Source organism: Rhodocista pekingensis (assembly GCF_042665545.1).
GTDB classification, from domain to species: Bacteria; Pseudomonadota; Alphaproteobacteria; order Azospirillales; family Azospirillaceae; genus Rhodocista; species Rhodocista pekingensis.
Genome location: NZ_JBHTCM010000026.1, coordinates 69,981 through 89,954, shown reverse-complemented (window position 1 = coordinate 89,954; position 19,974 = coordinate 69,981). Strand labels below are relative to the sequence as shown.

At 71.4% G+C, this 19,974-nt stretch carries 18 protein-coding genes; 8 read left to right on the top strand and 10 right to left on the bottom strand.

Going from position 1 to position 19,974, the window contains the following annotated elements; all coding sequences use genetic code 11:
- Window positions 1–7: 7 nt before the first annotated feature.
- The gene (locus ACFQPS_RS18295) at window positions 8–2,026 is read right to left on the bottom strand and encodes a methyl-accepting chemotaxis protein (protein WP_377360662.1); all 2,019 of its coding nucleotides are present in this window, start codon (window positions 2,024–2,026) and stop codon (window positions 8–10) included.
- A 435-nt stretch (window positions 2,027–2,461) separates the two neighbouring features.
- Between ACFQPS_RS18295 and exbB the strand changes: the two genes are divergently transcribed.
- The 3 genes from exbB to ACFQPS_RS18280 are packed head-to-tail and all read left to right on the top strand — an operon-like array spanning window position 2,462 to window position 4,533.
- Window positions 2,462–3,304, top strand: coding sequence for a tonB-system energizer ExbB (exbB, locus tag ACFQPS_RS18290; protein WP_377360661.1), 843 nt, complete (start codon window positions 2,462–2,464; stop codon window positions 3,302–3,304).
- Between the two features lie 6 nt (window positions 3,305–3,310).
- Window positions 3,311–3,733, top strand: coding sequence for a TonB system transport protein ExbD (exbD, locus tag ACFQPS_RS18285; protein WP_377360660.1), 423 nt, complete (start codon window positions 3,311–3,313; stop codon window positions 3,731–3,733).
- On the top strand, window positions 3,730–4,533 hold the full coding sequence (locus ACFQPS_RS18280) for an energy transducer TonB (protein ID WP_377360659.1): 804 nt from the start codon (window positions 3,730–3,732) through the stop codon (window positions 4,531–4,533). Before exbD ends, ACFQPS_RS18280 begins: the two co-directional genes overlap by 4 nt.
- Window positions 4,534–4,663: 130 nt before the next feature.
- Here the strand turns inward: ACFQPS_RS18280 and ACFQPS_RS18275 are convergent, their stop codons facing one another.
- The 4 genes from ACFQPS_RS18275 to ACFQPS_RS18260 form a co-directional block, all read right to left on the bottom strand.
- The gene (locus ACFQPS_RS18275; RefSeq protein ID WP_377360658.1) at window positions 4,664–5,935 is read right to left on the bottom strand and encodes a DUF4857 domain-containing protein; all 1,272 of its coding nucleotides are present in this window, start codon (window positions 5,933–5,935) and stop codon (window positions 4,664–4,666) included.
- A complete protein-coding gene (locus ACFQPS_RS18270) occupies window positions 5,935–6,606 on the bottom strand; it encodes a hypothetical protein (protein ID WP_377360657.1) in 672 nt (223 codons plus the stop codon). Before ACFQPS_RS18270 ends, ACFQPS_RS18275 begins: the two co-directional genes overlap by 1 nt.
- A gap of 10 nt (window positions 6,607–6,616) precedes the next feature.
- On the bottom strand, window positions 6,617–7,504 hold the full coding sequence (locus ACFQPS_RS18265; protein ID WP_377360656.1) for an ABC transporter ATP-binding protein: 888 nt from the start codon (window positions 7,502–7,504) through the stop codon (window positions 6,617–6,619).
- A 99-nt stretch (window positions 7,505–7,603) separates the two neighbouring features.
- On the bottom strand, window positions 7,604–10,342 hold the full coding sequence (locus ACFQPS_RS18260; RefSeq protein WP_377360655.1) for a TonB-dependent receptor: 2,739 nt from the start codon (window positions 10,340–10,342) through the stop codon (window positions 7,604–7,606).
- A gap of 285 nt (window positions 10,343–10,627) precedes the next feature.
- Here ACFQPS_RS18260 and ACFQPS_RS18255 point away from each other — a divergent pair, with 285 nt between their 5' ends.
- The 3 genes from ACFQPS_RS18255 to hutX are packed head-to-tail and all read left to right on the top strand — an operon-like array spanning window position 10,628 to window position 12,826.
- Window positions 10,628–10,804 carry a hypothetical protein gene (locus ACFQPS_RS18255; protein WP_377360654.1) on the top strand — a complete coding sequence of 59 codons (177 nt, stop codon included), beginning with the start codon at window positions 10,628–10,630 and terminating at the stop codon, window positions 10,802–10,804.
- Window positions 10,805–10,835: 31 nt separating this feature from the next.
- Window positions 10,836–12,332 carry a heme anaerobic degradation radical SAM methyltransferase ChuW/HutW gene (hutW, locus tag ACFQPS_RS18250; RefSeq protein ID WP_377360653.1) on the top strand — a complete coding sequence of 499 codons (1,497 nt, stop codon included), beginning with the start codon at window positions 10,836–10,838 and terminating at the stop codon, window positions 12,330–12,332.
- Complete coding sequence (gene hutX / locus ACFQPS_RS18245; RefSeq protein ID WP_377360652.1) at window positions 12,329–12,826, top strand: heme utilization cystosolic carrier protein HutX; 498 nt, start codon at window positions 12,329–12,331, stop codon at window positions 12,824–12,826. The genes hutW and hutX overlap by 4 nt, the downstream gene beginning before the upstream one ends.
- Before the next feature lie 25 nt (window positions 12,827–12,851).
- On the opposite strand, the gene ACFQPS_RS18240 is transcribed toward hutX, so the two are convergent.
- The 3 genes from ACFQPS_RS18240 to ACFQPS_RS18230 form a co-directional block, all read right to left on the bottom strand.
- Entirely contained in the window at window positions 12,852–13,799 is a 948-nt protein-coding gene (locus ACFQPS_RS18240) for a FecR family protein (protein WP_377360651.1), read from the bottom strand.
- 90 nt (window positions 13,800–13,889) lie between these two features.
- On the bottom strand, window positions 13,890–15,392 hold the full coding sequence (locus ACFQPS_RS18235) for a helicase HerA domain-containing protein (RefSeq protein ID WP_377360650.1): 1,503 nt from the start codon (window positions 15,390–15,392) through the stop codon (window positions 13,890–13,892).
- A gap of 96 nt (window positions 15,393–15,488) precedes the next feature.
- Complete coding sequence (locus ACFQPS_RS18230; RefSeq protein ID WP_377360649.1) at window positions 15,489–15,992, bottom strand: RNA polymerase sigma factor; 504 nt, start codon at window positions 15,990–15,992, stop codon at window positions 15,489–15,491.
- Window positions 15,993–16,493: 501 nt separating this feature from the next.
- Here ACFQPS_RS18230 and ACFQPS_RS18225 point away from each other — a divergent pair.
- Both ACFQPS_RS18225 and ACFQPS_RS18220 read left to right on the top strand, forming a co-directional pair.
- Window positions 16,494–18,320 carry a tetratricopeptide repeat protein gene (locus tag ACFQPS_RS18225; RefSeq protein WP_377360648.1) on the top strand — a complete coding sequence of 609 codons (1,827 nt, stop codon included), beginning with the start codon at window positions 16,494–16,496 and terminating at the stop codon, window positions 18,318–18,320.
- A gap of 137 nt (window positions 18,321–18,457) precedes the next feature.
- Window positions 18,458–18,811: an RNA chaperone Hfq gene (locus tag ACFQPS_RS18220; RefSeq protein WP_377360647.1), complete on the top strand. Its 354-nt coding sequence runs from the start codon at window positions 18,458–18,460 to the stop codon at window positions 18,809–18,811.
- A gap of 34 nt (window positions 18,812–18,845) precedes the next feature.
- On the opposite strand, the gene ACFQPS_RS18215 is transcribed toward ACFQPS_RS18220, so the two are convergent.
- Both ACFQPS_RS18215 and ACFQPS_RS18210 read right to left on the bottom strand, forming a co-directional pair.
- Window positions 18,846–19,178, bottom strand: coding sequence for a hypothetical protein (locus tag ACFQPS_RS18215; protein ID WP_377360646.1), 333 nt, complete (start codon window positions 19,176–19,178; stop codon window positions 18,846–18,848).
- 188 nt (window positions 19,179–19,366) lie between these two features.
- Window positions 19,367–19,894: a cytochrome b gene (locus tag ACFQPS_RS18210; RefSeq protein WP_377360645.1), complete on the bottom strand. Its 528-nt coding sequence runs from the start codon at window positions 19,892–19,894 to the stop codon at window positions 19,367–19,369.
- Between the last annotated feature and the right edge of the window lie 80 nt (window positions 19,895–19,974).

Sequence of the window (19,974 nt, the reverse complement as noted above, 5' to 3'; positions counted from 1 at the left end):
CCGGGGCTCAGGCCGCGCGCACCTGGTCGATGAAGCTGTCCACGGACTGGCGCAGGCGTTCGGACTGCTTCGCCAGATCCTCCGCCGAGGCGGTGACCTGGCTGGAGGCCGCGCCCGCTTCGCCGGCGGCGCCGTTCACGGCGTCCAGGCTGCGTGAGACGGCTTCGGTGCCGCTGGCCGCTTCGTTGGCGTTGCGGCTGATCTCCTGCGTCGCCGCGGTCTGCTGCTCCACGGCGGAGGCGACGGCGGTGGCGATCTCCTTCATCTCCTCCACCCGGCTGGCGATCTGGGCGATGCTCTCCACCGTGCCGTCGGTGCGCTCCTGCACGGCGCGGATACGCTCGGCGATCTGTTCGGTCGCCCGTGCCGTCTGGGTCGCCAGCGCCTTGACCTCCGACGCCACGACGGCAAAGCCCTTGCCGGCCTCGCCGGCGCGGGCGGCCTCGATCGTGGCGTTCAGCGCCAGCAGGTTCGTCTGCCCGGCGATGGCGTTGATCAGGCCGATCACGTCGGAGATGTTCCGGGCGTCCTCGGCCAGCTCCTTGACCCGGTCCTCGCTCTGCGCGGCATCGCGGGTGGCGGCGAGCGCCAGCTCGGCCTGACGCTGCACCTGCCGGGCGATCTCGCTGATGGAGCTGGTCAGTTCCTCGGTGGCGGCGGCCACGGTCTGGACGTTGGCGCTGGCCTGCTGCGCGGCGGCGGCGGCGGTACCGGCCTCGGCCGAGGAGCGCACGGCCGTGCCGGACATGGACTGCGCCGAGGCGTTCAGCTCGGTCGAGGCGGCGGAGACGGCATCCACCACCGACTTCACCGACTGCTCCAGACTGTCGGCCATCTGCTTCAGGGCCGCCCGGCGCTCCCGCTCGGCGCGGCGCTCCTGCTCGATCTGGGCGGCGCGGAGCCGTTCGGTCTCGATCATCGCCTCCTTGAAGACCTGGACGGCGCGGGCCATCTCGCCCACCTCGTCGCGGCCGTCGCGGTTCGGCACCTCGGCCTTCGTGTCGCCGCCGGCGAGCACGCCCATGATCCTGGTGATGCCCTGGATCGGCCGCACGATGCTGCGGGAAATCAGCAGTGCCGCGGCGATGCCGGTCAGCAGGGCGATGATGCCCGCCGTCCACAGGAGAGTCGTGCTGGAGGCCGCCGTCGCCTTGCTGGAGGCCAGGGTCCGGTCCAGGTAGTCGGCGTAGTTCCGGCTGAGCCGCTCGGACGTGGCGACGAAGTTGCGGCCCGATTCGGCCATGCTGGTGGTGACCAGCTCGTCGATCTGGCGTGCGGTGGCAGCCAGGGCATCAAATCCGGTGACCATGGCGCCGGCCTGTTCCACCGCCGTCCGCGCCAGGGCCGACTGCTCGGGGGGGAAATTCTGCTGCGACAGGGCGGCCGCGCTCCGGCCGACCTCCTTCAGCCGGTCCCGCGCCGTAGCCAGCGCCTTGTCATCCAGCGCATCCGTCAGGAACGCTGCGATGGCGAATCGGGCGGACAGCAGGTCTTCATGCAACTGCCCGGCGGCCAGGGCCAACGCCATGTTGCCGCCGGCCAGGGCGCCCGCCCGCAGATCGTCCAGGGTGCGGCCGGCCTGGGTGCCGTTGCCGTAGACGTCCTGCTCGGTCAGCCTGGTTTCGGTCGGTTGCAGTTCCTGGAGGCGGGCGAAGCCGGCCATGTAGCTTTCAGCGAGACCGGACAGTTCCTCCATCATGGCACGGCGTTCGGGGTCGCGGATCTCGGCCAGGAGCCGGCCCGCGGCGGCTTGCAGATTCTGGCTCAGACCGGCGAGGCTCTCGGCCGCCGCGGTGTTGCCCTGGAACGTGAAGGACAGCACCTCGCGGCGCATCGCCAGGAAATCGCGTTCCATGCCCTTCGTCGTCAACGCCTGGGCGCTGACCCGGGCGAAGTTCTGCGACGCGGTGTTGACCTGCCCTAGACCTGTCAACGCCACGGCGGCGATCACGATCAGAAGGCCCAGAACCGTGGCGAATCCGACGGTTATGCGTGAGCCGATACGAAGTCTTGCCAGTGCCTGCATCGTTGTCCCCCTCGTTGCTCCGCCCGGCGTCGGTACTCGGTCGTCACCTCCGGCACCGTCGGATGTCCCAAAAATATACCTTTACGAGACTTCGGCAAGTCAAAGGGGCCGCGTAATTTAAAGAGAAGTAAATTCGACCCTCAAAAAGTGGCCTTTTTGAACCCAATGTTAACGGCATCTCGGAGATTTTTACTTGGGGTTAACATTCTTAATGTTCGCTTCTGGAACCATTTCATATTCATCGACTTTGTGCGCGGACCGGGCCCTGCACGGTCGGGGCAGGCTCCTCCCATTGCGTCGATGCAAGTCTGCCCTGCCGCGGCAAGGTTCCTCTCGACGGGCGGACAAAGTTGATTATCATTCGCACTTGAATCCGGGTTCCGCGCCGGCGTCGGTCCGGCGCGGCCGGAGCGCCTTTCCTGAAAGGTCGGTTCGATGCGCCTGCTGCCCTCCGCCGTTCACCGCTTCATCGGCGGCACTCTCGTCACCCTCCTCGCGGCCGGGGCCGCCCTGGCGCAGGAGGTTCCCGCAGACGGCGGGGGCGGCGGCGCAGCCGGACAGGCCCTGGACATGACGATGGCGGCGCATCTGACGCCCTGGGGCATGTTCATGCAGGCCGACTGGGTGGTGAAGACGGTGATGATCGGGCTCCTGCTCGCCTCCGTCGCCACCTGGACCGTGCTGATCGCCAAGAGCGTGGAGCTGCGCCGGGCCCGCGCCGTGCAGCGCGCCGGCTTTGACAGCGTGGATTCGGCGCAGAGTCTGGCGCAGGCGATCCAGGCGGGCAGCCGGGAGGACGGCGTGCTGGCCGAGATGACGGCGGCGGCCTCCCTGGAGCTTCGCCTGTCCGCCGACGCCTTGCAGGACGTGGACGGCGTCAAGGAACGTGTCGCCCTGCGGCTGCAACGGATCGAGGCGACCGCCGGCCGCCGCATCGCCGTGGGCACCGGGCTGCTGGCGACGATCGGTGCCACCTCGCCCTTCATCGGGCTGTTCGGCACCGTCTGGGGCATCATGAACGCCTTCATCGGCATCGCCGATTCGAAGGCGACCAATCTGGCCGTCGTCGCCCCCGGTATCGCCGAGGCGCTGCTGGCCACCGCCTTCGGTCTGATCGCCGCCATCCCGGCGGTGGTGATCTACAACCACTTCACCCGTCAGATCGCCGCCTACCGCGGGCTGGTCGCGGATACCGGGGCGGCGGTGATGCGCATCGTTTCCCGCGATCTCAGCCGCGGCATGGTCGGGCGCGCCGATCTGCGCCTCGTGGCGGAGTGATCCGCCATGGCGGTGAAGATGGAGCATGGCGACGACGATCTGCGGGAAAGCCACGAGATCAACGTCACGCCGTTCATCGACGTCATGCTGGTGCTTCTCATCATCTTCATGGTGGTGGCGCCGCTCGCCACGGTGGACATCAAGGTGGACCTGCCGGCGGCCTCGGCCGAACAGCAGTCGCGGCCGGACAAGCCGATCTTCCTGACGGTGGGGGCCGACCACAGCCTTGCCGTCGGTGAGGACACGGTGCCCCGTGAGGGGCTGGCGTCCGCCCTGGACCTCGCTTCCGGCGGGGACAAGGAACAGCGGATCTTCCTGCGGGCCGACAAGACGGTGGATTACGACACGATCATGCAGACCATGAACGCGCTGCGTGAAGCCGGCTACCTGAAGGTGGCCCTGGTCGGGCTGGAGAGTTCGCCGCAATGACGCTTGAGATGGCGGCGCCGGCGCCGGACACGGGTCCGCGCTGGGGCCGGGCTTTCGCCCTGGCGCTCGGCGCGCACCTGCTGCCGGGCGCGGTCCTCGTGGGCTGGATGGCTCCGGTCGCGGCGCCGCCGGCGCCGCCGGCCGGCATCATGCTGGAACTGGCCCCCTTGCCCAGCGCGCCGGCCGTCACCCCGTCCGACGTGGCCCCGACCCCGCCGGCGGTCGAGGCACCGCCCCCTCCGCCCGAGCCGGTGGAGGAGCCGACTCCCGAACCGGAGCCCGTGCCGGTGCCCAAGCCGCGCGAACGGCCCGTCCTGAAGCCGCTGCCCGTCCGCCCCAAGGCCGAGGTGGCGATGCCCCGGGCCGACGCCGCGCCGTCCCGGCCGCGCGAGCAGGCCGAGGCCCGGCCGCCGGCGTCGGAGAGCAGCGCCCCGCCGGCCGCCGCCCAGGTCTCCGACCGCACGGCCGCCCCGGCCGTCGGTGCCTCCGCCGCACAGACATCCAGCAGCGTGCAGACCTGGCAGAGCCGGCTGTTCGCGCATCTGGAGCGGCACAAGCGCTATCCCAGCCGGGCCCGCCGGCTGCGCCAGGAGGGCGTGCCGATGGTGCGCTTCGCCATGGACCGCGAGGGCCGGCTGCTCTCCGTCAGGCTGGAGCATCCCTGCGGGGTGGACAGCCTGGACGAAGAGGCGCTGGCGCTGGTGGACCGGGCCCAGCCCTTCCCGCCGCCACCGCCGGAGATCAAGGGGGATCGGGTGGAGCTGGTGGTTCCCGTCGATTTCTCCATCCGCACCCGCTGACGCAGCGTCCTGCCCCTGCCGCCTGAGCCTGTCTTTCTGGGGGCGTCTGCCGGCCGGAAGACCCGCCGCCCGTCCGGGGTCCCGCGGGGACCGGACGGGCGGCGGGCAGGGCGCGATGTCCCAGGGGTGGTCAGGCCCCGGCAGTCCGCTGCCGGGTCAGCGGCCCCAGCAGCAGCAGCGCCAGAAGACCCGCCACCCCGGTCAGCAGGGTCGTGACCAGCTCCACCGGATGCAGCGGCGCCCGGGTGCGCCGGCGCCAGAGCCAGAGCAGGGCGCAGCACAGCAGACCGCCGGCCGCGGCCAGTCCCGGATGCTCCGCCGGCGCGAGGTGCAGGTGGAGCAGATCGTCCGTCGCCGAGGACTGCGAGACGGTCAGCGGGAACAGGGCGGACGCGACCATGCTCCGCCGCTCAAGCGACGCCAGATAGTCAGCGGGCAGGGGCAGGTCGAAGCTGTGGACCGGCCGGTACTCCCGGTCCGTCGCCGTCAGGTGGTAGGGGGTGTCGGTGCTGCCGCTCAGGTCGGTGCTCAGAACGGTCCGGTTCAGCGGGTCGGTGCGCAGCGAGACGGACACCGTGTCGGCATCGAAGCCGGCCGCGGGCAGCGGCACCAGACGGTCGTCATAGGTCACCAGATGGACGGCCTCGTCGCTGACGACGGCCCCGATGAACTCGCGGCGCTGGTGTTCGGACACCGTTGCCGCCCGCACGCGGCCGGGAACGGTCAGCCCCGTCGCCCGGCACTCGGGCTCCCCCTTCACCAGCTTGAGCTGGAACAGCCGGTTGGCGGAATCGACCAGCAGATAGCCCTCGTCAAATTCCTTGCGGGTGGAGGGGTTGCCTCCGATGGCGACCAGCGGCCAGACGACCCCGGCCTCCGTCATGGCGGCGGTGAAGCGGTCCGACAGGTCCCGGTCCACGCGGCCGTCGGCCACGCGCAGGAATTCCAGCCCGGCCGGCCTCACCCGGAACATGTGGTCCGGCAACGACAGCCGGGCCCCCCAGGGGGCGGATTCGATCAGGGTGTGCAGGTTCAGTCCGCCGGAATTCCAGTCGCGCGGCGCCAGCCGCAGCATCTGCAACTGCCGCCGCGCCTCCTCCACGGTGACCGGCACGCCGGCCACCGTGGCGGGGAACTCGCCATGCTTCTCCAGATCGGCGAAGTAGAGGAAGGGCAGCCCGCGGCGGAACGCCTCCTCCGCCACGGGATTGCCCTGCTCGTCCAGGAAGCGGGTGTCGTCGCGGCCATCCACCCGGACCAGGAAGGCACCGGCGTCGGCACTGTAATAGCCCGAGGTCCGCACCGGCTCGGGCAGGGCCGCCCGGTCATACAGGTCGGGCAGGAACCAGCACAGGGCCAGAACGGCCACGAACAGCGTGGCGAGACGGGAGACGGACGGCATCACGAACTCTCCTTGGTGCGCTGGGCCGCCGCTTCCAGCGGAAGCAGCCAGGGCAGGCAGGCCAGGACGTACCAGCCCAGGCTGCCGGACATGCCGGCGAAGATGGTTGTGCGGGTCAGCAGGGTGACGAAGGCCAGCCCGGCCAGCGCGATGACGAGGCGGCGGTGCAGCGCCGGATCGGCCAGCGTGGCCGCGGTGGCGAGATAGGCCACCATGCCGGCGAGGCACCAGGGCAGGGCGGTCTCCACCATCGGACCCCAGAGCTGCGGCGGCAGGTTCAGCGACCCGGCCACGGCGGCCAGACCGCCCAGGGCCAGGACGGCGCAGAGCAGCACCAGCCCGAGCCCGACCCCGACCGGGACATAGAGCCCCAGCCACGGCGACACCGGCAGATGGAACATCAGGCGCAGCCGCCGGCCGGTGCATTCCGGCAGGAACTGCACGCAGGCGTACCAGATCCCTGCGAACGGCAGCACATAGGCCAGGCTGTCGAAGGTGATCTCCTGCTTGTAGGTCAGGGCGTTCCAGAGCTGGCCCGGACCGCGGGCGCTGTTGAAGGCGCGCAGGGTCAGCCAGATGTCGACCAGGGCGGCCAGGACGACCAGCGGCGGCACCCAGAAGAGCCGGCGCAGCTTGATGGTTTCCTTGAGCAGAAGGGGCTTCAGCGGCATCGGCTTTTCCTCAGGCACGGCCGGTCAGGCCGATGAAGGCGTCTTCGAAGCCCATCGGCACCTCTTCCAGGGCGTCCACGGCGACGCCGTGGGCGGACAGGTGGGCGGCCATGGTGTCGCGGTCGGCGTAGCCGAAGACGGAGACGGAGTGCAGGTTGCGCTCCACGTTGACGACCGGCCCCTCGCGCCGCAGGGCGTCGGTCGCGCCGCTGCGGGGCAGGCGGTACTGCCGGAACCGGGCCATGAAGTCCGCCCGCGTGCAGTCCACGAGCACCCGGCCCGCCTGGAGCACGATCATGCGGTCGATCAGCTTCTCCAGCTCCTGCACCACATGGGAGGTCAGCAGCACGGTGGTGCCGCGCTCGCGCACATAGTCCCGCAGCAGGTCCAGGAACAGCCGGCGGTAGCCGACATCCAGACCCATGGAATAGTCGTCCAGGATCATCAGCCGCGGGTTCTGCGCCATGATCAGGCCCAGCACGACCTGCGAGCGCTGGCCGCAGGACATGCGCGAGACCCGCCGGCTGCGCGGCAGGTTCAACTGGTCCACCAGATCGTAGAAGGCGCTGCGGTCCCAGCGCGGGTAGAAGGGCGCGTGGAAGCGTTCGATCTCGTCGATCGACATGAAGTCGTACTGGATGAAGCCCTCGTGCAGCAGGCCGATGTCCTGACGCACGGCCGGGGGCAGGGCATGGCTGGGATGGCCCAGCACCCGGCATTCACCCGACTGCGGGCGCAGGAAGCCCATCAGGATGTTGATGGCGGTGCTCTTCCCGGCGCCGTTCTTGCCCAGAAGGCCGAAGATCCCGCCTTCCTCCACGCGGAAATCCAGCCCGTGCAGCACGGGGGTGTCCCCGTAGCTGTGCCGGAGCTGTCTGCATTCGATCATCGTGCTCATGCGGCCATCGCGTTCGTGGGTCCTTGGAAATCACCGGTCCGTGGGACCGGTCCCGGAACGGGAACCGCCGCCGGCCCAGGGACCGGCGGCGGTGGCGGATCAGAACCGGTAGCCGGCTCCCAGCCAGAAGGCCCTGCCCCGTTCGTAAGGGGCGCTGGCATCGGCCGTGTAGGTGCGGGAGTCCAGCAGGTTCTCCACCGTCAGGGTCAGATCGAGATGCTGGTCCGTCCAGGTCTCGATCCGGTAGACGGCGTTGAGGTCGAACCGCCAGGTGCCGTGGTTCGTGCGCTTCTCATAGATGTAGTAGGTCGAGTTGTTGACCCGGATGGTCTTGTCCGTGGCGACGATCTCATCGTGGGAGAAGCGGTACTTGCCGGTGACGTTCGTCGACAGCCGGTCGTCGAACCAGTCGGCGGTCCAGACCGCGTTGATGGTGACCGGCTGGCCATAGGTGTCCGCGATCAGCGACAGGTCCCCGCGGCTCACGACCCGTCCCTCGTAATAGACGTTGGTGGTGCCTTCGTCGTCCGGGGTGGCGAGATAGTTCAGGATGTTGCGGTCCGTGTCCGACCACGTCCCGTTGATCATGAAGGCGTGGTTGTCGAGCGTCTTCACCCATTCCAGGCTGACCGACCGGTAGTCGATGCGCCCGTTGTTCGTGGGGCGGCGGACGGTCCGGCCATCGACCGAGGCCAGTTCCATGGCGATGTCGTCGCGGGTGTCGCGGTCGATGTACTTGGCGCGCCCCTCACCCCACAGCAGCGGGAAGGTCAGGGCGGCCGTCAGCTCGTCCGAATAGGGCGTGTCCACCTCGGCGGCCATGTACGGGTAGGACGGCGTCGTGACGACCCATTCGTTCCTGTAGACGTTGCGGCTCGCCGCGACGCGGGTCTCGCTGACGACGGCCGGGTCCCTGGCATAGAAGGCATAGACCAGCGTGTCGGTCCCGTAGTAGCGGCCGGCCGCGAGCGTCAGGCCGACATCGGCCGGCAGGTTGAAGGTGGTGGACAGGCGCGGCGACCAGTTCAGGTTCTCCCAGAAGTCGCCGTAGTCGGCCCGCAGGCCGGCCCGCAGGTCGATGCTCTTCAGATAGTCGGCGCCCACCTCCAGCGTCCTGTCGGCCTGGAGCCAGAGGCCGTAGGTCGACACGTCCGCCGAGTAGTCGCGCTGCGGATAGAAGTTCCGCCGGGTCAGGACCTGTTCGCCGGCGATGCAGCCCGGATCATTCGGATCCGCGCAGACGATGGCGCTGCTGACGGTCGGCGAGAAGTAATGGACCGCCTCGTCGTCGCGCTTGCGGGTGCCCTCGGTCCAGTTGAAGTCGAAGCCCGCCGACCAGTCGACCGTGAGGAAGGTGGTTGCCGCCTCACCCTTGATCTCGACGTTCTCCTGCCTGTCGGCGATGTCGCCGTAGCCGCCCTCCACGCACTGGGTCCCGCCGGCGCAGACGCTGGTCTTGCTGCCCGTGCGGCGCCAGGTGTAGGCGGTGTCGGGGGCGTCGCGCTCGGTTTCCCTCAGGCTGTAGCCGGCGGTCAGCTTCGCCGTGACCGCGCTGCCGGTGTATCGCAGGTCGCCGTTGACCTGGTAGGCGTCCTTCGTCGTCTCCTGGCGGTCGTTCGCCATGTTCCAGCGGGTGTATTCCTGCGTGTAGGGCGAATAGAGGCCCTTCACGTCCAGCACCAGCGCCTCGCTCAGATCGGCCGAGATCCCGGCCAGATAGGTGGCGCTGGTGCTCTTGGTCGCCGGCCGGGTGCCGTCGTCGTAGTTCGCCGTGCGGACGCGGTCCTGCTCCGCCTCGACATAGGAGGCGCCGACCATGCTGCGCAGGCCCGGCAGCAACGGAATGTCGATCAGCGCGTCATAGGACGTCTTCTTGAACTTCGGCGCCTCGGCCGTGGCGTCGGGCGTCTCCCATTCGTAATGGTAGTCGACCCAGGAATCGCGCTGGTGGGAGATGCTGGCCGATCCGCCGAAGACATCCCGCGGCGCGCGCAGCTTCATCGAGACGACGCCGCCGGTGAAGCCGCTGTACCGGACCGGGACGTTCGAATCGTAGATGGCGATCTCGTCCAGCAGGTCGGCATTGGTGAACAGCGCCAGCGGGTTGTGGATGCCGATATGGTCGGCGTGCGCCTCGTTCGTCTCCGTGACGTCGAAGATCGAGCCGTTGTCCAGCCCGTCGATCAGGTACTTGTTGTCGTAGTCCTTGCCGCCGGAGATGCTGATGCGGGCCGGCGACAGGTCCTGCTCCGTCAGCGTGCCGTTGCCGGCGGCGTTCCCCACGGCATAGAGGTCGTCGGCGAAGACGACGTTGGGCGTCGCGCGCAGCAGGCGCATCGGGTCCCGGTTCGGCGTGCCCATCGCCCCGATCAGCTCACGGCCGATCACGGTGGCGCCGGTCTCGCCGGCCGGCAGGCTGAACTGCTCGGGAATGCCGACGACCCGGACCGGGTCCAGCACCTGCACCGTGGTGTCTCCCGCCGCGACCCCGCGGCCGACGATCAGGGCCCCCTCGGCGAAACGGAAGGGGACATCGCGTCCGGCCAGCAGGCGGCCGACGGCCACGTCCGGGCTCATCCGGCCGGAGACGGCGGTGGAGCGCACGTCGGACGGCGTGTCCGGCAGGATCGTCAGCGGAATGCCCGTCTGCCGGGAGAAGGCCTGCAACGCCTCATGCAGCGGCTGCGCCGGCAGGTCCAGGCTGACGGTCTCCGGCACGGCGGCGCCCGGTTGCGCGCCGCCATCCTGCGCCAGGGCCGTTCCCTGGCAGGCCAGCAGTGAAATCGGCAGCACGACACTGGCGGCAAGACGCCGGACCCGGCCAACGCGATCGCGCATGGGACCCCCTTTTCTTATGCAATTGCGTATCCTTCGCAGCCAAGACGCTGCGCCGCGTCAAATCCGGACATACTTTTTTGCACCCGACCCGGGGGAGGGGCGGACCGCACGGGCGGGGTGCGGGCCATGTCCTGAGCGCCCCACCTCAATCTTGCGAATGCGTCGCATAAGCAGTTGACGTGTCCCGATCGCGGACCTTAGCCTCGCGGTCGTGATGGGCGGGCGGGGCCGGGACAGGTGCCGGCCCGTCCGCCGCCGCCGTCGCTGACCGCCGGGAGCGTTCCCATGCACAGCCATTCGATGGACCGCTGGACCCACGGCCACAACTTCGGTCAGGGCCGCCCGGCCTTGCCATTCTCAGCATCGTCACCCACGCGCCGCAGTCGCCCGAGCACCACCGCGCGCATCCCCGCCGGCCTGGGCATCCGGCACGCGAGCATCGAAGTGAACCGCTGCGGCTGAGGCTGCGCGGCGTTCCGGGAGGAGGTGAACCATGACCCAGGCGGGAGTGCATCCGCGGGCATCGCAGGCGCCCGCGACCCCGGAGCGTGCCCCCGGGCCGGCCGGACCTCCTGCCGGGCATTCCGGGGGGCATCCCGGAAGGCATCCTGCGGGACCGCCGGCCGCCGCGGAGGCGCCGCCGCTGGAGTCCTTCTTCGCCCGGACCGGCGGCGACCCGCTCGCCACCGCGTTCCCCGGCCGCCGCCCGGTGCATCCGGCCAGCGCCATGGACACCGTGCCCGAGGACGAGATCGTCCCGCTCTGGCACCGGCTGTACGCCAGCGGGCGGACGCGCCGCGCCGTCGCCTATGTGCATGTGCCGTTCTGCGAGAACCACTGCCTGTTCTGCGGCTTCTACCAGAATCCCTGGCGGGCCGAGGCGGGGGCGCCCTATGTCGATGCGGTCATCGCCCAGATGGCCGCCTTCGCCCGCACCCCCGCCCATGACGGCCCGCCGCTCCAGGCGGTCTATCTGGGGGGCGGCACGCCCACGGCGCTGTCCGGTCCCGACATCGCCCGGCTGGTGCGCGCCATCCACACCCACCTGCCGCTCGCCCCGGACTGCGAGATCACGCTGGAGGGGCGCATCCATTCCTTCGGCCTGGAGAAGGCCCGTGCGGCCTTCGACGCCGGGGTCACCCGCATGTCCTTCGGCGTGCAGAGCTTCTCCGACGCCATCCGCCGCCCGCTCGGCCGCAAGGCCCCGCGCCGGCAGCTCATCGCCGAGCTGGAAGGGCTCGTGGCGCTCGACCGCGGCGCCATCGTCGCCGACCTGATCTACGGCCTGCCGGACCAGACGCCCGAGGACGTGGCCGCCGACGTGCGGCTCTGCGCGGCGCTGGGGCTGGACGGCTTCGACCTCTATTCGCTGAACGTGATCCCCGGCACGCCGCTGCTGAGCGCCATCGAGAAGGGCAAGAAGCGCGTCGCCGCGCCGGAGGAGCTGGGGCGTTACTTCGCCGCGGGCGAGGCGGCGGCCGAGGCAGAGGGCATGGTGTCGATCTCGACCACGCACTGGCAGGGCAGCCTGCGCGAGCGCAACGTCTACAATCTGGCCGTCAAGACCGGCGCCGACTGCCTGCCCTTCGGCGCCGGGGCCGGCGGGTTCCTGGGCGGCTGCAACTACCGCATCACCACCGATCTCGACGATTACGCCGCCCGCTCGGGATCGGGCGACTGCCTCACCCGGGGCATGATGCGGCAGGGGGCGGGGTCGGCCGTCGGCCATGCGATCCGGTACGGCATGGAGCGCGGGCTGCTGGACCTGTCCCGCGCCGAGGCCGCCTTCACCGCGCTCTGTCCCGCCCCGCGCACGGCGCTGGCGGCGCACCTCGCGCCGCTGCTGGCGCAGTGGCAGGAGGCCGGCCTGCTGGCGCCGGAGCACCGTTTCCACCGCCTCACCCGGCCCGGCCGCTTCTGGCAGGTGGCGATGACCGGGCGGCTTCTGGGCTGGCTTGCCCAGCACCCCGACATGAAGGAACTCCGATGACCGCCACCCTGGCCGAGGCGCTCGCCGCGAACCCGACCGCCGCCCTCGAAGACATCGCCCGCGCCGCGGGCACGACGCCGCTCGCCGTCCTCGACGCCCTGCCCGCGGGCGAGGTCACGTCCCTGCCCGGCCACCTGATGGTGGAGGTGCTGGACGACATGGCGGGCTGGGGCGAGATCACCCTCATCGTCAATACCGGCCCCGTGATCCTTGAGGTGAAGGCCCCGCTGAAGGGCGGCACGGTGGCCCACGGCATGTACAACTTCAAAGGCAAGCCGATCGGCGGGCACCTGAAGGTCGATGCCTGCATCCGCGTCGCCTTCGTGCGCCGCCGGCTCTTCTCCACGGAGACCCGCTCGGTGCAGTTCTACGACGCCGGGGGCGCCTGCATGTTCAAGGTCTATCTCGGCCGCGACGCCAGGCGACAGCTTCTTCCCGAACAGATCGCCGCGTTCGACGCGCTGGAGGCCCGTCTGCTGAGCGTGGCGGCGTGACAGGCCGGCGGGCAGGGACGGACGGTCAGTAGATCACCGTCGTGCCCGGCCAGGGCTCCAGCCGGCGCAGGCCGTAGGCGTCGGCCAGCAGCGCCAGGGTGGGGCCGGCGTCCCGCATCCGGAAGCGCCCGGTGACCGCGGCCGCCGGGGCGGTCGGCAGGACCAGGATGCGTTCGCCGCTGGCCGCCGCGAGCGCCTCCGCCACGTCCGCCAGCGGTGCCGCGGCGAAACTGCGCCAGCCCTGGCGCACCTCGTCCGCGGTATCCGCCACAGCACCCGGCGCCGGTTCCACGATCCCCGTCGGGGTGAGCTGCACATGGTCGGGCGGGCGCAGGATGCGCCGCTCCTCCGGCCGGGCGGCGGCCACCGTCTCCACCGCGCCGTGGCTGACCGTGACCCCGGTGCGCGAGCCGTCGGCGACCACCAGGAAGCGGGTGCCGACGACGCGGACGCTGCCGTGTGGCGTCTCCACCACCAGGGGCCGTTGCGGGTCCGGGGCGGCCTCGACGATGACGCTGCCGGTGTCCAGCCGGATCTCCCGCAGCCGTTCGTCGAACCGCAGCCAGCCGCGGGAGCCGGGCCCGAACGCGACCACGCTGCCGTCGGCCAGCCGGTCCTCCTGCCATTGTCCGGGCGGTACGGCGATGTCCGGCCGCGGTGCCGGCCCATGGGCGGCGATGACGGCGGCCGTCAGCACGGCCGCCAGCGCCAGGGCCGGGCGCCACGCGCGCCGCGGCGCCGCCTGGGGGGGCGCCGCCGGCCGGGGGGAGCGTGCCGGTCCGGGCGGGCCGAGCCGGCGGCAGACCTCCTCGAAGGCGGCGGGATGGGCCGGGTCGGCCTCCAGCCAGTCGCTGAACGCGGCCAGAAGCTGGGGCGCGGTCGCATCGTCGCGCATCAGCAGCCACCAGCGGCCGGCCTCGGCGCGGGCCGCGGCACGGCGTCGGTCCAGGAAGGGGAAGAGTCGGGTCAGCATGGGTGTCGTGGGCCGTCGGGCTTGCTTCAACACCTAAGACGCGGCAGCCGGCGGAATCCGGATACTCCGGACCGCGATTTCCGTCGCCGCTCAGACCGGGCCGGGATCGCCGGCCGGGTCGGGCGCCGCCGGATCGCCGGGCCGGGTCTGCCAGCCCAGGCCGGGCAGGGCGACGATGCGCTCTCCCGCCAGCGCCGTGCGCAGGACGATCACGCGGCGCTGCTCCATGTAGGAGAGAAGCCGTCGCGCCCGGCCCGGGGAGCGGCTGCCGCAGGCGCGGGCGACCTGGGCGTCGGAGGGGCAGGGGGCGCGCTCCATCGCCGCCCGGGCCAGCAGCAGGAAGACGCCCTGCATCTCCTCCGGCAGGGTCGCCGCGGCGGCCACGGCCCGTTCCCAGTCGGGACTTTCCGCCGACTCCAGATCCACGCCGGCACGGATCACGCTGACCCGGCGGCGGAACGCCGGCAGGTCCAGGCTTTCCCCCCGCACCCGGCTCATCCGGCAACGGACCAGGAAGTCCTGGTACAGCACCGCATCGCTGCGGAAGGCGCTGTCCGGATCGGCCAGCACCTCGCGCAGCACGGCGTCGAGCTGTGCGGGGTCCGCCTCGGCCTGGGTCTCCGCGCTCTCCGCCGCGGGGCGGGGGCGCGCCATGCGCAGCAGCGCGTTGATGTCCTGCGGCGGCGGGGGCGGCGGCCGCCGCGGCGGCAGCGGCACCGGGGAGGCCAGTTCCTCCGCATCCGGCGTCAGGATCAGGTCGCGGGCGTCGGCCTGCGGCGTCTCCGGCAGCGGCATCAGTTTCGGCGTGCCGCCGCGCCCGGACGTCTCCACCCCGCCGATCCGGACCGGCAGCGGCCGGCGGCTGACGGCGGGGCCCAGCGCCACGAAGTGTCCGCGCGCCAGATCGCGGAACATCTCCGCCTGGCGCCGCTCCATGCCAAGCAGGTCGGCGGCGCGGGCCATGTCGATGTCCAGGAAGGTGCGGCCCATGAGGAAGTTGCTGGCCTCGGCCGCCACGTTCTTCGCCAGCTTCGCCAGACGCTGGGTGGCGATGACGCCGGCCAGGCCGCGCTTGCGGCCGCGGCACATCAGGTTGGTCATGGCGCCCAGGCTGGCCTTGCGCGCCTCGTCCGACACCTCGCCGGCGGCAGCCGGGGCGAAGAGCTGCGCCTCGTCCACCACCACCAGCATCGGATACCAGTGGTCGCGGTCGGCGTCGAACAGGCCGCCCAGGAAGGCGGCGGCCAGACGCATCTGCATCTCCACCTCCGCCCCTTCCAGGTTCAGCACAACGGAGACGCGGTGCTGGCGGACCCGCGCGGCCACCCGTTGCAGGGCGCCCTCGGTGTGGGCCGCGGCGTCCACCACGACATGGCCGAAACGGTCGGCCAGGGTCACGAAGTCGCCCTCGGGATCGACGACGCACTGCTGCACCCAGGGCGCCGACTGCTCCAGCAGGCGCCGCAGCAGGTGCGACTTGCCGGAGCCGGAATTGCCCTGCACCAGCAGCCGGGTCGCCAGCAGCTCCTCCAGGTCCATCTCCACCGGCCTGCCGTCGCCGGCAGCCGTGCCCATGTCGATGCCGACCTTCATCCCGTGTCCTTCGTTGCGAGAGGGGCCGGATATAGCGCAGCCGGACGCGCACGGGGAGGGCCATGGACGGGAAGCGGGTGTGCTTTCCCGGAACGGTCAGTCGCGGATGCTGCGGCGGAGACGCTGCATGGCCCGGACGATGTGCTTCTCCACCGCCGGCCGGCTCAGGCCGGTGGCCGCACTGATGTCCGCGTGCGACAGGCCGTCGATGCGGCACAGGGTGAAGACCCGACGGCAGACCGGCGGCAGGGCGTCGATCCCCGCCTGCGCCGCCCGCAGCCGCCGACGGGCCAGCAGCGTCTCCTCCGGGTCCGGCGCCGCGGCCGGGACGGAGACGGCCTCCGGCCCGTCGGCGTCCGCCAGTTCGACCGAGCGCCGGCGGCGGCGGCGGATGTCATGGATCACGTTCAGATGGATGCGGGTGAGCATCGCCTCGGGACTCTGGACCGCGCCCCAGGCCACGTCACGGCACTTCAGATAGGTGTCCTGGACGGCATCCTCGGCGTCCGCGGCCGAGCCCAGGCGCTGGAAGGCCAGGGCATACAGCGCGCGCCGTCGGGTCTGGAACAGGGTGTCGAACGGGGCGGGGGTCTGGATCATCGCAGCAGGCAGGCGGGCACCGGTCCGCCGGGGACGGCGGTGTGTTGATTTGCGAATGATTATGACTTCGACGCCATTTCGGCAAGCACGGTGCCGCAGGGCAGGGCTGTGGCAAAGTCACAGAGGCCGCGCCAGTGTCAGCGGGCGCCGGCCGCCCCGGAGTCGCGCGTGATATCGACCGGGTCGGTGCAGGACCTGGGAAGGTCCTGGGCGATCCGCGCCCCCGATGCCGCGGTCGCTGGGCTGCACCGGCCCGGTCCGGCGGAAGTCGTCGCCCGGAATCCTGGCGCGAGAATTTATGGTTAACGATCCTCTACAGTAAACGGCTTCTTATGGGATCCGGGAATATTGAAGTCTTTCTGGGTCATTGTTAAAATCAGACATGCTTCCGTCATGCGTTTCTTCCACCCTGCGGTTCGCACGTTCCTCGGCGCGCCCGTTCTTCGATCCGACGGACCGGCCGCGACGGGCTGTGTGGCGGTCCCTCGGCGGGGTGAGGCCATGAGGCGACCGGAACAGACCGCCGCCGGCTCCCTCCCGGAACTGCTTCGGCTGGGGCTGCGGGCGCGGCGCGAGGGAGACCTGATTCTGGCCGGGCGCCTCGGCCGGCAGGTGCTTGATCTGGCACCCGGGCATGCCCAGGCCCTGCACCTGCTCGGTCTCGTGGCGCGCGACGGCGGTGACGGGCAGGAGGCCGTGCGGCTCTTGCGCGCCGCGGTGGCGGCGGCGCCCGACGATCCGGAACCGCTCGGCGACCTCGGCGCCCTGATGCTGGTGCAGGGCCGCGCAGCGGAGGCGCTCGGTCTGCTCTTCCGTGCCGCCATGCTGGCGCCCGACAGGGCGGCTCCGTTCCGGTCCATGGCCGGGGCCCTGGAGGCGCTCGGTCGGACGGAGGAGGCGGAGGCCGCCCTGCGTACCGCGCTGTGCCTGTCGCCGGCCGATCCAGGCGCCCCGGCCGACCTGGGGGCGCTCCTCCTGCGGTCCGGGCGGCCGTCGGAGGCGCTGGAGGTGCTGCGTCGGGCGTCGGTATGCTGCGGGACCTCCGCGACGCTCGCCCAGGCCCAGGGCCTCGCCCTGCTCGCCCTCGGCCGGACGGAAGAGGCGATCGTCTGGCTGCGCCGGGCGGTGGCCCTAGAGCCGGACCGGGCGGATCTCTGGACCGGTCTGGGGCGGGTCAGTGCCGAGGCGGGGGCCGCCGCGGACGCACTGCGCGCCTTCCGCCGGGCCACCGCGCTGGCCCCGCTGGATGCCGAGGCCCATGCCCGGCTCGGCCGCTTCCTCTGCCGCCTCGGCCGGCAGGGGGAGGCGATCCGCGGTTACCGCGAGCTGGAACTGTCGCTGCCGGCCTCCCCCGATCGTGCCCGCCTGCTCGCGGAGGGGGAGGCAGCCTTCGGCGACCCCGCGCGCGCTCTTGACCTTCTCGGCCCGCTGCTGGCCGACGGCACCGGGGACCCCGTGCGGCAGGCTGCCACCCGAGCCGGGGCGGCGGCGCTGCACCTCCGTCTGGACCGGCCGCGCGAGGCGTGGGCGCAGGCGGAGGCGGCGCTGGCGATCGACCCGGCCTGCGTCGGGGCCCTGCTGGCCGGGGCGGAGGCCGCGCTGCGGGATGGCCGGCCACAGGCGGCGCTGGCACTGGCGCGGCGGGCCGCGGAATCCGGCCGCCCCCGGGCCGTGGCGCTGCTGGCGACGGCCCTGCGCTGCCTGGGCGATCCGGCCTGGCGCCGCCTTGCCGATCCCGCGGCGCTGCTCCGGGTGGAGGATCTGGCCCCCCCGCCCGGCCAGGGTGGTCCCGACGGATTCCGGCGGGCGTTGCTGGAGGCGCTCCTGCCGCTGCATGCCGTGTCGGAGGCCGCTGCCGGCCCGTCGTCGCTGGCGGAGTCCCGGACGGTGGGCAACCTGTTCGCCCGGCCGGCGCTGCCCGCCCCGCTGGAGGCGTTGCGCCGGCAGATCGCGGCGGCGCTCGACCGCCATCTCGCCGCCCTTCCGCTCGATCCGGAGCATCCGGTGCTGCGCTCCCGGCCGGCCCGCCTGCGCATCGCCGACGCCTGGTCGGTGCGCGGCCGCCGCCGGGGCTGTGCGGCCGATCTCGACCAGGGACAGGGGTGGCTCTACGGCGTCTACCATGTCGATGTGCCGGCCGGCGCCGGCGGTCTGAGCTTCGGCCGCCCCCCCTTCGGGACCGACCCGGGGCTGGAGCCCACCCTTCTGGTGCCGCCGCGACCCGGCCGGCTGATCCTGTTCCCGTCCTTCCTCTGGCACGGGACGGCCCCGGGAGAGGGGCCCTGCGTCACCGTGGCCTTCGAGGCAGTCCCCGCCGACAACGCATGACGGCGTTCCGGGGGCGGGCGGTTGTCCACGCGGTACGCGCGGCCCCGGTCCGCGTGCGAACCCGTTGCAAAGGTGACGCATTGCTCCGATAGTCCGATCGCCCTAGGGTGCCCGGAATACAAGGAGTCATCAGGTCTATGGCGTTTTCGGAAGCCCTTCAGTCCAAAGTTCTCGATGTACTGCGGACCGGAGGAACAGAGGTCACCGTGTTCCTGGTCACGGGGGTCCGACTGGTCGGGCGTATCGTTGCGCACGATGCCTACAGCCTTGCCCTGACCGGTCATGGCGGGGGCCTGCAACTCATCTACAAGCATGCCGTGACGACGTTGGTTCCTTCGTCGCCGCTCAGCCTGTACGATCCCTCCTCTTCGGCTGACAGGACTGCGGCTGCGGCCCCGGTCGCTCCGGCCCCGGCGCGTCCCGCGGACCCCCCGAAGAAGCTCAAGCTGGTCCGCCAGGGAACGCGCCTGTCGCTCGCCGCGGAGGAGTGACGGGCGGCGCTCTCTCCGGGCACCGCACCATCCGTCAGGGAACCGCTGCGCCCAGCGATGCGGCCGGGTCGTCCGTCGCGGCCCGCTGTGCCGTCCGCACCTTGGCATGCGCGCGGGCCATCAGGCTCAGCATCACGGCCTGACAGACGATGGTGAGGACGGACATGGCGATCAGCGCCCGGTCATGGTTGACCAGCAGCGCGTAGGCCAGACTGTTCAGGCTGATCCCGAACCAGCCGAGCCACGACCAGGGGGAGATGCCCGCGACCAGGGCGGGCGTCCGCCAGAGCCGCAGCCATTGCGGCACATGGAAGGCTGCCGCGGCGATGCCGCCGACGGCATAGGTCAGCGTGAGAAGGTCCTGCATGGGATGGGCTCGGGGGAGGCGTGAGAACCTCACCCTGCCATGCCATTGGTTAACGGGCCTTCACCGGGGCCGGAGGGACCCGGGGCGAAGCGGGGGCAAAGCGGGGACGGGCGCCCCGGAAAGGTCACGCCCGAACGTCACACCTGCCGCCCGCCGGCGCCTTCACCCGCCACCGTCTTCACCGGGGCTCAGCGCCGCAGGAACGGGATCATCCGTGCCAGCGTGCCGTCGCGCAGGATCAGCGCGTGCTTCATCGCCCCGGCGACATGCAGGACCAGCGCCAGCAGGAACAGCATGGCGACCGCGCCGTGGATGCCCCCGGCCAGAGCGTGCAGCGACTCCGACGGTGCTCCCGCCGGCAGATCGACCAGGCCGGCGACGGAGACCTGGGCGCCGCTGGTCAGGACGGCGGTCACGCCCAGAACGGGCAGGGCCAGCATCGTCAGATAGAGCACGCCCTGCACCGCCTTGGCGACGATCACGTCGCGCCGCGGCCCCTCGGTCGGCGGGGCGGCCCCGCGCAGAACCGCGATGAACCGCGGAACCGCAAGCACCACCACCAGCAGGCCGGCCAGCGCGTGCCAGCCCAGCGCGCCGATCTTCTCCGGCCCGTCGGGCATCTCCTCCATCACCTTGCCGAGGATGAAGGCGGCGATCATCGTGGCGGCCATGACCCAGTGGATCACGATCATGCCGGTCGGGTATCTGTCGTTCATGGGGCCGTTCATGGGGCGATCCTGCATCGACGGGGCTGCGGACGAGGGGCGGCATAGACCCGCCGGGGGCGTGCCGTCCT